Source organism: Aquimarina muelleri DSM 19832 (assembly GCF_000430665.1).
GTDB classification, from domain to species: Bacteria; Bacteroidota; Bacteroidia; order Flavobacteriales; family Flavobacteriaceae; genus Aquimarina; species Aquimarina muelleri.
Genome location: NZ_AUML01000023.1, coordinates 77,646 through 92,161, shown reverse-complemented (window position 1 = coordinate 92,161; position 14,516 = coordinate 77,646). Strand labels below are relative to the sequence as shown.

12 protein-coding genes and 1 pseudogene are annotated in these 14,516 nt (G+C 31.7%); 2 read left to right on the top strand and 11 right to left on the bottom strand.

What is annotated here, in order from left to right; genetic code table 11:
- Both H527_RS0110560 and hisS read right to left on the bottom strand, forming a co-directional pair.
- Positions 1 to 267 (bottom strand): annotated as a pseudogene (locus H527_RS0110560) (hypothetical protein); the annotation flags it as partial.
- 116 nt (positions 268 to 383) lie between these two features.
- Positions 384 to 1,754, bottom strand: a complete 1,371-nt coding sequence (gene hisS, locus H527_RS0110555; protein ID WP_027412693.1) for a histidine--tRNA ligase — start codon at positions 1,752 to 1,754, stop codon at positions 384 to 386.
- 316 nt (positions 1,755 to 2,070) lie between these two features.
- On the opposite strand from hisS, the gene H527_RS0110545 reads away from it, so the two are divergent.
- Positions 2,071 to 3,306, top strand: coding sequence for an ABC transporter permease (locus H527_RS0110545; RefSeq protein ID WP_027412692.1), 1,236 nt, complete (start codon positions 2,071 to 2,073; stop codon positions 3,304 to 3,306).
- Between the two features lie 66 nt (positions 3,307 to 3,372).
- Here the strand turns inward: H527_RS0110545 and H527_RS0110540 are convergent, their stop codons facing one another.
- From H527_RS0110540 to rpsF, 5 genes are all read right to left on the bottom strand, one after another.
- Entirely contained in the window at positions 3,373 to 3,855 is a 483-nt protein-coding gene (locus H527_RS0110540; RefSeq protein WP_027412691.1) for a DUF6495 family protein, read from the bottom strand.
- 96 nt (positions 3,856 to 3,951) lie between these two features.
- Entirely contained in the window at positions 3,952 to 7,134 is a 3,183-nt protein-coding gene (locus H527_RS0110535; RefSeq protein ID WP_027412690.1) for a TonB-dependent receptor, read from the bottom strand.
- 103 nt (positions 7,135 to 7,237) lie between these two features.
- Positions 7,238 to 7,690 (bottom strand): 50S ribosomal protein L9, encoded by a 453-nt coding sequence (gene rplI, locus H527_RS0110530; RefSeq protein WP_027412689.1) that lies wholly within the window; start codon positions 7,688 to 7,690, stop codon positions 7,238 to 7,240.
- Positions 7,691 to 7,706: 16 nt separating this feature from the next.
- A complete protein-coding gene (gene rpsR, locus H527_RS0110525; protein WP_189457518.1) occupies positions 7,707 to 8,006 on the bottom strand; it encodes a 30S ribosomal protein S18 in 300 nt (99 codons plus the stop codon).
- Positions 8,006 to 8,344, bottom strand: coding sequence for a 30S ribosomal protein S6 (rpsF, locus tag H527_RS0110520; protein WP_027412687.1), 339 nt, complete (start codon positions 8,342 to 8,344; stop codon positions 8,006 to 8,008). Before rpsF ends, rpsR begins: the two co-directional genes overlap by 1 nt.
- Before the next feature lie 170 nt (positions 8,345 to 8,514).
- Here rpsF and H527_RS0110515 point away from each other — a divergent pair, with 170 nt between their 5' ends.
- Positions 8,515 to 9,228, top strand: coding sequence for a LytR/AlgR family response regulator transcription factor (locus H527_RS0110515; protein ID WP_027412686.1), 714 nt, complete (start codon positions 8,515 to 8,517; stop codon positions 9,226 to 9,228).
- Here H527_RS0110515 and priA read toward each other — a convergent pair.
- The 4 genes from priA to H527_RS24570 all read right to left on the bottom strand — a co-directional run bounded on the left by priA (position 9,222) and on the right by H527_RS24570 (position 14,443).
- Positions 9,222 to 11,675, bottom strand: coding sequence for a replication restart helicase PriA (gene priA, locus H527_RS0110510; RefSeq protein WP_027412685.1), 2,454 nt, complete (start codon positions 11,673 to 11,675; stop codon positions 9,222 to 9,224). The two genes, H527_RS0110515 and priA, sit on opposite strands and share 7 nt — an antisense overlap.
- Positions 11,676 to 11,823: 148 nt before the next feature.
- Positions 11,824 to 12,390, bottom strand: a complete 567-nt coding sequence (locus H527_RS0110505) for a chalcone isomerase family protein (RefSeq protein WP_035087859.1) — start codon at positions 12,388 to 12,390, stop codon at positions 11,824 to 11,826.
- Positions 12,391 to 12,741: 351 nt separating this feature from the next.
- Positions 12,742 to 13,296: a 1-acyl-sn-glycerol-3-phosphate acyltransferase gene (locus H527_RS0110500; protein ID WP_027412683.1), complete on the bottom strand. Its 555-nt coding sequence runs from the start codon at positions 13,294 to 13,296 to the stop codon at positions 12,742 to 12,744.
- An 85-nt stretch (positions 13,297 to 13,381) separates the two neighbouring features.
- Positions 13,382 to 14,443, bottom strand: coding sequence for an iron-containing alcohol dehydrogenase family protein (locus H527_RS24570; RefSeq protein ID WP_027412682.1), 1,062 nt, complete (start codon positions 14,441 to 14,443; stop codon positions 13,382 to 13,384).
- Positions 14,444 to 14,516 lie beyond the last annotated feature (73 nt).

Genomic DNA, 14,516 nt, shown 5'->3' with positions numbered 1-14,516 from the left:
CTGGTCCCATCCAAAAATGGAATGAAGTGTCTTATCATAACGCAACCAATCACAATGAATATAACGAGAAGCTCCTGTCCAAATACCTAACCAAAAAGATTCTATAATATGCTCCGGTGAATAGCCACGATTAGAACCGGGTTCAGGTAAATCTAATTCAGACATATACTCCCGAATCCCTGTTTGATCTATAAATCTTTTCATCAAACTCATACCGCCAAAAGGAGTGACTTGCTTATCTGAATACTCAATAGGAAGGTTAACCATATGGGTGAAATTTAAAATATAACCTAAAGCTAGTAATAATCAATAGGAATAGCAATAATTTAAACCCTATTGCATAATTCAGGTTAAACTACTTAAGCGTAATTAAGTTAAAAAAATTATTCAAAAAGTTTTCTTAACCCAACGAAATCAACCTCTTTCTGATCTCCTGATACCATATCCTTAACTGTAAATGTATTATTTTCCATTTCTGAAGTTCCTACTAATACTACAAATGGAATATTTCTTTTATTTGCATAATTCATTTGCTTTTTCATTTTAGCATCATCAGGATATATCTCGGCTGTTACCCCTTCTTTTCTTAAAAGATCTACAACTTTTAGAGAATATAATGCTTCTTTATTACCAAAATTTATAAATAATACTTTTGTTGCTGGTATTACCGCATCAGGAAATAGTCCTAATTCTTCTATTACTAAATAAATCCTATCTAAGCCAAAAGAAATTCCTACACCACTTACATCTTTTAACCCAAAGATCCCTGTTAAATCATCATATCTACCTCCTCCTCCAATAGATCCCATACTAACAGTATCTGGAGCGGAAACTTCAAAAATTGCACCTGTATAATAATTTAATCCTCTAGCCAAAGTAACATCTAAGTCTAACGTTGCTGTTTCTAAAGGCATTTCTTGAATTGCATTTACTATAAATTGTAGCTCTTCTACACCTTTCAATCCTTCTTCAGAAGAAGATAACATACCGCGCAGATTTTCTATCTTTTCTGATGTTGTTCCTGCAAAATTAAAAAGAGGCTTTACTTTTTCAATAGCTTTTTCAGAAATCCCTTTACTTAACATTTCTTTTTTCACACCATCTTCTCCTATTTTATCTAATTTATCTAATGCAACTGTAAAGTCTATTAATTTATCACTGGCTCCTATAACTTCAGCTATACCAGAAAGTATTTTACGATTATTCATCTTAATCGTTACTCCTTTAAGATCTAACTTTGTAAAAACCCTGTCATACAGCTTAATAAAATCAAATTCTTGAAAAAGAGATTTACTGCCTACTACATCTGCATCACATTGAAAGAACTCTCTAAACCTTCCTTTTTGAGGTCTATCCGCCCGCCAAACTGGTTGAATTTGAAATCGTTTAAAAGGAAAATCAATTTCATTTTGATGTTGTACGACGTAACGAGCAAAAGGCACGGTAAGATCATAACGAAGTGCTTTCTCACTAATTTTAGAGATTATTTTGTTACTATCTTTAGTAGCATATAATGCTTCATCTATTTTATTAAGATAGTCTCCACTATTTAATATTTTAAAGATTAACCTATCTCCTTCTTCTCCATATTTCCCCATTAAAGTTTCACTATTCTCAAAACTTGGAGTCTCAATTGGCTGAAAACCAAATAATCGAAATTGCTCCCTAATGGTATCTATAATATAGTTTCTCTTCGCTACTTCTATTGGAGAAAAATCTCTCGTTCCTTTTGGTATTGATGGTTTTTGTGCCATTATCTAGTTTTAAGTAAGTTCATATAGATTATTTGTATCTTAATGTTTCTATTTTTTGAAGCAAAAACATATACAATATCCTAATATTTACTTATAAATCGTTTTAGTTCTTCTTGAAAAACATATAGTAGACTAATAATCAAAAGTATACCTACACATTCTTAATCAACATCTAATATCTACTGAATATTTTAAGTTGCAAATATCTGAAAAAGTATATAGGCTTTTAGTAATAGAAGTAAAAAATTCTAATTTTTTAGTAACTTTAATTGCATTTTGTAGTCCTATAATAAAGAACAAATTATCATAAACCATTATGTTTTCACTTTTTAGAGAAAATATCAGAATCGCAATGGATTCTATAAAAGGGCAAATTTTACGAACTATTCTCACAATACTAATTATTGCAATTGGTATTACTTCTTTAGTAGGGGTACTTACCTTAGTTGGCGCTTTAGAAAATACGATTTCTGGAGATTTTACATCTATGGGTGCTAATACCTTTAATATCCAACGTTACGAATTTGAAACTATAAATAATAACGAAAAAGAAAAAATAAACCCTATTATCAGCTATCGCAATGTAAAAGAATTTAACAATCGATTTCGATACCCTTTTTCAAAAACCTCTATTTACTTTACAGGAACAAGGAATGCAGAGGTTAAATATGAAAATAAAAAAACAGATCCTGAAGTATCTGTTGTAGGTATAAATGAAAATTATCTGGGAAATACAGGTACAAAAATTGACAAAGGAAGGAACTTTACTTTTTTTGATATAGAAAACAATAACCATGTTTGCCTTATTGGTTCTGATTTTAAAAAGAATCTTTTTAAAAACGAAACCCCATTAGGAAAAACAATTAGTGTTAGAGGTGTTAAATTTAAAATAATTGGTCTTTTAGAAAGCAAAGGTGCTACTTTTAAAAACAACCAAGATTTACGTGTCCTCATCCCTTTGCAACTTGCTAGATCTATTTTTACAATTCCAAATATTAATTATGGTATTAGCATTATGGTAGATGACAAACAGTTTCTTGAAGGAGCTCAGGACGAAGCCATTACAACTTTTAGGAATATTCGAAGATTAAATCCTTTGGAAGAAAATAATTTTGGTTTGGAACGGAGTGATGACTTATTAAACAAAATTGCTAGCATTACTGTTTACTTATACTATGCCGCATGGATTATAAGTATTATAACCATTCTGGGTTCTTCTATTGCCTTAATGAACATTATGTTGGTATCTGTAACCGAAAGAACCCGAGAAATCGGTGTTAGAAAAGCTCTTGGTGCAAAAAAACACACCATAGCTGGTCAATTTTTCATGGAAACAATCATTATTGGCCAAATTGGAGGATTTACTGGTATTATTTTAGGAATAGCTATTGGCGCAGGAATTTCGATGTTAGCCAACTTCTCTTTTTCGACACCATGGCTAGCAATCATAGCAGCAGCAACCATATCCTTTGTTATCGCTGTTGTTTCTGGATTATACCCTGCTTTAAAAGCTGCAAAACAAGACCCTATAGAGTCTTTACGATATGAGTGATTCTGTAACCTTAAAATATATATTTCCAAAGAAACATTCTGTTTTTCCAAGGCAAGACCTCGAGAATTAGGCTTCTTTATCCTGAATCCATTTTGCAAAATAGCGATATAGCTCTCCATTAGTAATATTTGCTCCTTGCTGGATTAAAGCAAATTTATCACCATTTTTATCCTCACTATACTCCTTAGATGCATTGTAAAAAACAACTTCATCATTCAACAAATTATCTTGTAACCATTGATATCCTTCTTTAGTCGTAATATCAATCGATTTATTATTCACCTTTATTGCAATAAGTTGCATTTGGTCTTCTGCTAATGTAAATAAATGTATTTGATCTTTTGAAAAATGCTCTACATATTTCGCATTGGTAAGCACTTTCTCCCAAACCAGATCGCTAAAAATATCTATTTCTTCTTCAGCTACCTCTGGTTTATTTAATTTAAGATCATCCCACTCTTCCGCAGTAATTGTTTGTGTAGATAAAAAATTGATAAACTCTACATGCAACTCCTCTAATTGCTCTTTACTTAATCGTTGATATTTCATTTTAAAAAAATTGATTGCAAAAATAAGTATAAATAAGAAAACCGCCCTTATATCTAAGAACGGTTTTTACTTCTTTATAATTTTGTTTTCTTATAATTAATTAAATATATATCGTAATCCAACCTGAGCTTGCCATCTGGATTGGAGACTAGAATCATATCCAAAAGTTTTTACTAAATCAGAATTAAAGGAATACGTTGGAGTATTTGTATTATCCACATTAACCCCTAAAACCTGTACATTATTAGGCTGTTGTACTAACCCCCAATCTGAATGGATTAAATTACCTATGTTTAAAACATCTAAACTAAATTGGATTGTATTTACTCTTTCTCCTACATTAATATTAAAATCCTGTATTAATTTAAAATCTATTTTATTTCTCCAAGGAGCAATAGCCCCGTATCGTTCTGCATACCTTCCTCTATTTTCACGAAGATAATCATCTTGTTGAATATACGCTTCAAAAGCAGCTCGTTGTGCTTCTCTGCTATTAAAATCAGGACCGCTAAAATTATAGGTTGCTAATTGATCCTGTGTAGGAATATAAATTAAATCATTTAATCCAGATCCATCTCCATTAATATCTCCTGCATAGGTATAATTAAATCTACCACCCTGAGCAAACTCTGCGAAAGCAGAAATAGTAGTAGCATATTTATCATTACCGTACTTCCATTTTTTAGAAACAACTGCAATAACTCTATGTCTATCTCCATATTTTGAATAGGACTGAACATCGTTATTTACATTCCCTAAAGCAGGGTTACCAGCAAAGGCATCCCCTGTTATTTCTGCTTCTATAGAGTTAACATCTTTAGAATCTAAATAACTATATGCAACACTGGCATACAAGTTATTTTTAAAATTCTTAGCGGCTTTAAACGAAGCGTTTATAACTCTTCCTTTATTAGAATTAGTTAGAACAAAGGCATTATTAGCTCCTTTATCTAAATTACTATAAATATCTCTATTATCTATTCCTGATAATGCTCCTGTAGGTGTTTTTAATCCCCAATTCTGCACATGTACTCCATTTATATCATTAGTGTATGCAAAATCACCAGTAAGAATCACTCCATTCTTTAATCTATAATCCACTCCAAAACTAGATCTCCACACTTGTGGAAATTGAAAATCAGGATCTACCATCTGAAAAAATCCATCATCTGCACCACTTACCTGGTTTCCTATCCATACAAATGGTAGTCTACCTGTAAATATACCTGTGCCCCCACGTACCTGAAAAGTTTTATCTCCTTTTACATCATAGTTAAAACCTAATCTAGGAGATACCAATAATTTATTAGAAGGCAAGGTAGTAGAATCCAGATTTACTGCTTCTCCTGTAGATGGATCATAATACACGGTACTATTATCTCGGCTTGCACCGTTATCTGTATCTATATATTTTTGAATAAGATCTGTAGTATTAAAATACAATGGTTTATCAAATCTAATCCCATAGGTAAACTTAAACTGTTCTGTTATATTCCATTCTTCCTGAATATAAAAAGCTAATTGTCCTACATTTAACTCTGCTAATTTCCAACCTCCATCATTACCTTGCCCTGCAGCATTTAAAGCAGTAAAACGATCTTGCGCAAATTGTAAGTTTTCTTGTAATATCCCATTTGGGTTTGAAGCGTCGTTCAGGAAATCTTGAACAGATAGATAAGGACCTCCAAATCCAGGAATATTGAGAGTTCCATAATATTGACTAGTTTCAAAATTATCATAAGCAAATAAATTAAATGAATTTTTAAATCTAAACATTTCAAAAGAAACCCCAGCAGTTATAGTATGGTCTCCTAAAAACACATTTAGATTGTTTGTTGCTTGAATTACTTTTTGGTCTAACTTGTTATTTATCGAAAATGGTTCATGCCCTGCTATGATATAATTAGAACCTGCTCCATCCTGAATGGTTATTGAAGGTGCCGGAGCCGACAATGGATTTCTAAAATCATCAAAATGAGTATAACCAGCTTGAAATTTATTTGAAAAAGTATTAGAGAACCTAGAATTGACTTCTAATTGAAAAGAATTAATGTTATTATTTATTTCATATCCAGAATTCTTGAACTGTAACGTTGCAGCACTTGGTCCTCTTGGTGTAATCGCAGTAGGATGTGCAGGTGTTTCTTTTGATGCTCTTAAAAAGTTATAAATGATAGCTGCTCGGTGTTTGTCATTTATATTCCAATCTAACTTAAAAATACCTTTCGTAGATCCAGAGTCATAAGTAAACCCTTTATATGCCCCTGTATCATAGCCAAGGTTTGAAAGTCCATTACTGACTGCTATTAGATCTGATTCTGCTACTCTGGACTCATTTATTCCTCCACTACCAGTATTAGGAAGCCAAGGAGCTCCTAAATCTGTACGCTGATCTCTTTCTGCATTTACAAAAAAGAATAGTTTATTTTCTATAATTGGTCCACCAATACTAAAACCATATTGCCCTTGCTCTAAATCAGATTTAAACACATCTTCTCCTTTTATTTTACCACCTGTTAGATCTTCATTTCTAAAAAAACCATAAACAGTTCCCTTAAACATATTAGTTCCACTTTTCGTAACAGCATTAACAGATGCCCCTGTAAATCCTGATAATGTTACATCATACGGTGCTGTAGCTACTTGTATTTGTTCAATTGCATCTAAAGAAATTGGTTGAGCATTGGTTTGACCACCAGGAGTAGCCGCATCTAATCCAAATGGGTTGTTAAAAACAGCTCCATCCAAACTAAAATTATTAAATTGATCATTTCTTCCTCCAAAAGAATTTCCACTCGCTGTAGGTTCTAATCTGGTAAAATCAGCTGCAGATCTAGAAATAGTTGGCAAAGTACTTAATTCTCTTCGTCCAACACTGGTTTCGGCTCCAGTTCGTTCACTACTAAAAGTATTACTTTTAGTAGTGGTAATTACTACTTCTGCCAGTTCATTATCATCTTCTACCAAAACAGTGTTAAGATTAAATGTTTGTCCTAATTGCAAAAAAACTTCATCTAAAAGATATTTTTTAAAACCAACATAACTTATTGTTATCCTGTACGGACCTCCTACTCTTAAATTATTCAAATTAAAACGTCCATCAAAATCAGTAACACCTCCATAAGAAGTCCCTGTAGGCGTATGCACAGCAGTAACATTAGCCCCTGGTAGTAATTGACTGGCATTATCTCTTACTATTCCAGAAATATTAGAAGTAGTTATCTGGGCATTGGATGCGAATCCCAACAATACGAAAACTATTAGAATATTTTTTTTCATTTAAAAATAACTTTTAATTAATTGTAGAATAAAAATAAAGCAAAAAAATCGCTCAAAAGAGCGATTTTTTTAATCTTATAAAACAGTTATTAACCGTTTTTCCTTATTTAGCTTGAGGAATTACCTCAAAAGAAACAGGAGCAATAACTTCTCTATGAAGACGAACAGAAGCTTCGTACTGTCCAAGACGTTTTATAGTTCCGCCTGGTACTGTAATAAACTTCTTTTCTATTTCTACTCCTTGTTTTGTAAATGCTTGTGCAACATCTGAATTAGAAATAGAACCAAATAATTTGTCTCCACTTCCAACTTTTGCAGAGATCTTTATTTCTAAAGCTCCAAGTTTGTCTGCAATTTTTTGCGCATCTTCTATCTCTTTCTTTTCTTTAAAAGCACGTTGTTTTAAAGTTTCTGCTAATACTTTTCTAGCTGAAGGAGTAGCTAATACCGCTAAACCTACAGGTATCAAATAGTTACGCCCATAACCACTTTTAACTTGTACTATATCGTCTACGAATCCTAGATTCTCAACATCTTTTTTTAATATAAGTTCCATAATGTTATGACCAATTTTATTTTAATAAATCACCAACGTATGGCATTAAAGCTAAATGTCTTGCTCTTTTTACTGCAACACTAACTTTACGTTGATATTTTAATGAAGTTCCTGTAAGACGACGAGGTAATAATTTACCTTGCTCATTTACAAATGCCATTAAGAAATCAGGGTCTTTATAATCAATATATTTAATACCTGATTTTTTGAAACGACAATACTTCTTAGTTTTTGTCGTATCTATATTAAGAGGAGTAAGATACCTGATCTCTCCATCTTTTTTTCCTTTAGCTTGTTGTTCTATAGATGACATAATTAAGCTTTTTGTTTGTTTCTATTTCTTCTTTTCTCTGCCCAAGCAATTGCATACTTGTCCAAACGTACAGTAAGATAACGCATTACACGCTCATCTCTTCTATACTCTATTTCTAAAGCGTTGATTGCCTCGCCAGGTACCTGATACTCAAACAAGTGATAAAATCCACTTTTTTTGTGTTGGATTGCATAAGCAAGCTTTTTAAGCCCCCAATCCTCTTTTGATATCATCTTTGCACCGTTAGAAACAAGAATATCTTCATATTTCTTTACTGTTTCCTTTATCTGATCATCAGATAAAACGGGATTCAAGATGAAAACAGTTTCGTATTGATTCATAATAAATCTATATTAAATTAAAATTGGCTGCAAAAGTAACACTATTTTTTGAATTTTCAAATCTTATTTTCATTTCGATGAAACACTATTTTTATCGACAAAAAGCCTGAATTGTTTGTAGAAACAATTTATATTCATTAATATTGTGCTTAGAAAATAACACTATACAAGTGGAGCAATCTCAATTAAAATGTGCGGTAGTAGATGATTCCCGCCTTCAACGACTAGCTATTGTTAAGCTAATAGACGAACATTCTTCACTAGAACTAGTGGCTGAATGGAATAATGCTATTGAAACTAAAAACGGTTTGCTCGATATTCAAGTGGACTTATTATTTTTGGATATCGAAATGCCAATCCTAACTGGATTTGATCTTTTGGATGACTTAGAAAATAAACCTCATATTATTTTTGTTACAGGAAAGACTAAATACGCCTTTAAAGCTTTTGACTACGATGCTGTAGATTATTTAAGAAAACCTCTTAAAAAAGATCGTTTTAATGCTGCTGTAGAAAAGGCTCTTAGCATGTCTCGCATAGGTGGTGAAAATGCAATAATTGAAGACGATGACTATATTTTCGTAAAAAGTAATTTAAAAAAGAGAAAGATATTTCTTAATCAATTAAAATATGTTGAAGCTTTAGGTGATTATGTAAAGCTTATCATGGAAGAAGGTGACCCTATTGTTGTTTTAGCAACTATGAAATCTTTTGAGGCACAACTTCCTGAAGAGCGTTTTTTAAGAATTCACAAATCTTATATAGTCAACCTAGACAAGGTAGAGCGCTATAATAGTCGTAATATAGAAATAGCTGATGAAAAAATACCGCTTAGCCGACATAAAAAGCATTCTCTAATCGAAGCTTTAAATAACGGTCAATAATTATCTACATTAATCACAATCCTTACTCCTGAAAAATCTTTTATAGCTTTAAAAGAAGTATTTATTTTTTTAATTATTTCTTTTGTCTTATTCAAAGATTGTCCCTGTGGTATTTTTATTATTATATTTTTATGATATTGATTTCTAATCCTTGATACAGGAGGAAACTCTGGCCCTAAAACATTTTTTTTAAATACATTCTTAAGGGATTTAGCTAACCAATCTGTAGCTTCGTTGACTTTATTATAGTCCTTATGCCTACTTGTGATTTTTATTAATTTATAAAAAGGCGGATATTTATACTGATACCTTTCTTCTATTTGATCTCCATACATACCTAAGTAATCATTAACAGATACTTGCTGTAAAATTTGATGATAAGGGTTATATGTTTGAATTAAAACCTTGCCTCTTTTTTTTGTTCTACCAGCTCTACCCGATACTTGTTGCATTAATTGATAACTACGCTCATGAGCTCTAAAATCAGGAAAATTCAGTAAATTATCCGCATTCATCACCCCTACCAAACTTACATTTCTAAAATCTAAACCTTTAGAAAGCATTTGCGTACCTACAAGAATATCAATCTCCCCTTCTTCAAAACGATTTATAATTTTTTCATACCCATGTTTTCCTTTAGTTGTATCTTGATCCATCCTTCCTATTTTATAATCAGGAAATAGTGTTTCTAATTCTTTTTCTATTTGCTCTGTACCAAAACCTTTAGTACTTAAATCCACACTATCGCAAGCCATACACTTTTGAGGCATAGCTATATTATGTCCACAATAATGGCACCTTAATTGATTTTTATAGCTATGAAATGTAAGACTTACATCACAATTAGAGCATTGTGGTGAATGACCACAGGTATTACATTCTACAACAGGAGAATACCCTCTTCTGTTCTGAAAAAGAATCACTTGCTCTTCTTCTTTTAAAGCATCTTGAATAGCTAACAATAAAGTATCACTAAAATGCCCAGTCATTTCTTTTTTCTTATATTTTGTTTTTATATCTACAAGATTAATTTCAGGCATTAAAACATCACCATATCTTCTTGTTAGTTGCACAAATCCATATTTTCCTTGTTGTGCATTATAGTAGGTTTCAATTGAAGGTGTTGCAGAACCCAGAATTACCTTAGCCCCAAACATCTTTGCTAAAACAACAGCTGAATCTCTAGCATGATACCTTGGTGCTGGATCATACTGCTTAAAAGTATTTTCATGCTCCTCATCTACTATTATTAATCCTAAATCTATAAATGGCAAAAATATTGCTGATCTGGCTCCTATTATTATTTGTGCTTTTGATTTTTTATCTTTAACATTATTCCACACTTCTACCCTTTCATTAACCGAATACTTAGAATGATAGACTGAGAGTTGCTCACCAAAATACTCTTGTAACCTCGCTATAAGCTGTGTAGTAAGAGCTATTTCTGGCAATAAATACAAAACCTGCTTTCCTTCCTTTACAGCTTCTTCTATAAGCTTAACATACACTTCGGTTTTACCAGAAGAAGTAACCCCGTGAAAAAGACACACATCTGTATCTTCAAAATATTTTTTAATTTCAACTAAAGCTTTTAACTGATACTCATTAAGCTGTTTTGTTTCTCCAACCTTTTCTCCCAAATACTGAACCCTATCTGCTTGTAAACGGTATTCTTCTAGTATTTTTTTATCAATTAATGATCGTACTACTGCTGCAGAACTATTTGAAGCCTTTAGAAGCTCATCAATTTTTATTGGTTTTTTAGTTTTGGCTTGTATTGTAAACAGATGAAACAAAACCTCTCGTTGTTTAGGAGCCCTTGTCATCGAATCCAACAAAACTCTTAATGAATCCTCTTTAATATACTCTTTACTCAATCTTATATACCTAACCATTTTAGGCTTATATTGCTCATAAATCTCTTCCTGAACTGTAATTACTTTTTTTTCTAACAAACGTTTTATTACAGGAAGCACGCTTTTCTTACCCACTATATCCATTACCTCTTGTATACGAAGCAGACTTTGGTACTGAAGAGCTTCATAAATCAAAAATTCATCATCTTTTAAAAGAGATTCATCAAAAACTGAAGATTCATTTTTAAGAATGATCGTCTCGCTTTCTAACAAAAAAGCTCCAGGCAAAGCAGCTCGCATCACTTCTCCTTTTGTGCTTAAATAATAATCAGAAATCCATGACCATAATCGCAACTGGTCTAATGTTACTATTGGAGACTCATCAAGTATATGCTCTATTTCTTTTGCTTCATAAGCCAAAGGAGAGGTTTGATGTATTTTAGTCACTAAAGCGGCATATACCTTACTTTTCCCAAATTGAACAGCTACACGCATCCCTGGTTTTAAAAAACCAGCTTCATCTTTGTTTATAGCATAAGTAAACTCTTTATCAAGAGGTATAGGAAGAATTACATTTATAAAATACGACATCATTAATTATAACAAAAAGCTAAAGAATTACAAAGCATTATTATAACAAAAATACAAGTTTAACCAATAGAATAAAGTTTAATTATAGGAATAAAAAAAGTCTGATTTATATTTAAGTCAGACTTTACAAATAATTTGAATATATATACTATTTACCTACCCCAAGCATTCCTCCTTTTATGATCTGACAAGCTGGTTCATTTCCTAACCATATTTTAAACAAAGCATACTTAAAATCTCGTCCTTCTATAAAACCAAGTTCTTTCCCGTTTTTATATGTTTTCACGCCTTTTCCTTTTAAATAGACCAGATCATAAAAATCATTAATCTGCATTGAAGAATCAAATAATTTAAGAAAATCCTCTATCCTTGCATCTAAACTTTGTGTATTTCCAAACATCGCATCATCAAATCCTTTTTTGAACACCTTAATCATTCTTTCATTCGTAACTTTATTGGAAGCTATATTTAATCGAATAGCCATAGTTTCATCTGAATCTAACACTTTTCTATCGTCTGTATATTGTGTTTTAGTATAAAGCGTTCCTGTATACGTTTTAAAAGACAACACTCTTCGCATTGCCCCACCATTATATATTAATTCTTCTCCTTCAAAATTAACCTTATCAGGAACCACAATACTACCTATTCTAACTTGCGCTATAGCAGATACAGTAAAAATACTTGCAATAGCTAGAGTAATTATTTTTTTCATCATTTAGTTTTTTATTTATTCTCTTGATTAATTTGGTCATAAACATTTGAAAAAACTAACATAAAAAAATGTTAAAGTTAAATCTAAATAAAAAACTGATTAACTTTTATTCAGATTTATTACTGGAACTCTATATAAAAACATGATATCTCTAACAATCCATAACCTTGAAGTAAGCTCACGCGGTATGTCTCTGAAAATCTATTTTGTTTTTGAGGTAAGCTTCGGAGAATTAAATTCCAGAATGTGGATTAAAAGCATTTTGGTTTCTTCGCGTATTAAAATAATTCAAAAATAAAGAATTCATGTTTAGAATTCATATAAAAAAGAATAAAACACTTAAAGAAAATTCTAATCATTATCAAAACTATATTTAGGTATTTTGCCTTTTACTCCTTTAAAAAAAGAATACATAAAATCAAAATCTTTTTCAATATCTCCAGTAGGATAAAATGGTTCTGATATTTTATTTTGTTTTTTTCCAAAATCAAATGTAACCATAATAATAGGCACATTAGCAGCCACAGAAATATGATAAAATCCTGTTTTCCAATTTTTCACCTTTTTCCTAGTTCCTTCTGGCGCTATAGATAAGCGCAATTCCTCTCTTTGCTTAAATAATTCTGCAATTGCCTCTACCTTATTTTGACCTGGAGTTCTATCTAAAGGTATTCCTCCCACCTTTCGGAAGTACCACCCTAAAGGCCACTTAAAAAGTTCTTTTTTTCCTAAAAAACTAATCTTCACACTCTCTAACTGCCTTATTAAAAGACCTATATAAAAATCATGCCAACTAGTATGAGGAACAACTACTATAACACATTTACGTATAGTTTCAGCTTTAAAACTTCCTATGATTTGCCAGCCTAAAACTTTATGATATACAAAAGAAGAAAAACTTTTCATTGATTACTGTTTTGTATTTAAACAATTAAGATAGAATTTGTGAGCAAATTCTATCTTAATTGTTACTTCTAAAATTGAAAAAAAACTATAATGAACGATAAATTTCTTTCAAAATCTCTGCGTTTATTTTAGTTTTCCAGTCACCTCCTAATGCATTTTCCCAAAGAGGCTCTAGACTTAAAGCTACTGAGGTCATTATATTTAACTGGTCTTCAGTTATGTTAGCACAAACACCTGTAGGTAAATTAATATTGTGATGTTCTTTCATTTTTTTAAACAGTGCTACACCATCTGGATAATATCGCTCAAGCTTATCAAACACTATACAGTTACCTATTCCATGCTTAGTCCCTAAAACATATGCCAATCCATAACTCATCGCATGAGCAACACCTACTTGAGAATACGCTATACTCATGCCCCCATGCCATGAAGCCATCATTAGTTTTGCATCTGCTTCTTCTTTATCTAAATCAGACCCTAAAAATATTTCTTTACAAAGATCTAATGCTTTTTCTCCATAACTTTGACTAAATGCATTCAAATATGTTCCGTCGAGAGATTCAACACAATGAATATAACAATCCATACCTGTATAAAACCATTGATCTTTAGGTACATCGCATATCAATTCTGGATCCAATACAACTTGATCAAAAGGCGTAAAATCTGAATTTATCCCCAGTTTACGTTCTGGTCCTGTGAGCACTGTTGTTCGGGACACTTCTGCTCCTGTGCCTGAAATTGTAGGAATTCCTACATGATAAACTGCTTTATTATTTACCAAATCCCATCCTTGATAATCTGCAGCACTACCAGAGTTGGATAACATAATCGCTACAGCCTTTGATAAATCTAATATAGATCCCCCTCCAATCCCTATAATTCCACTAGGTATATATTGATGAACTTTTTTAATCTCAGTTACTATAGCATCTACTTGAGATGTTTTAGGTTCTTCTGCTGTTGATATATATATAATTTGATCTGTATAAGACAATGAAATTCTATCTTCAATAAATGAAGTATTGTTCTGAAAAACATCATCTATTAAATAAATAAATGGAGCAACTCCATTTCGTTCTGGTGAAATAATATCGCTAACTTGATTAAAAGCCCCTTTTCCAAATACTACTTTTGGCACCATAGGGAAATTCTTATGTTTAGAAGCTACTACCTCTTCTGAGGTTGTTATAGATTTTGGATTCAATAGATTTTCT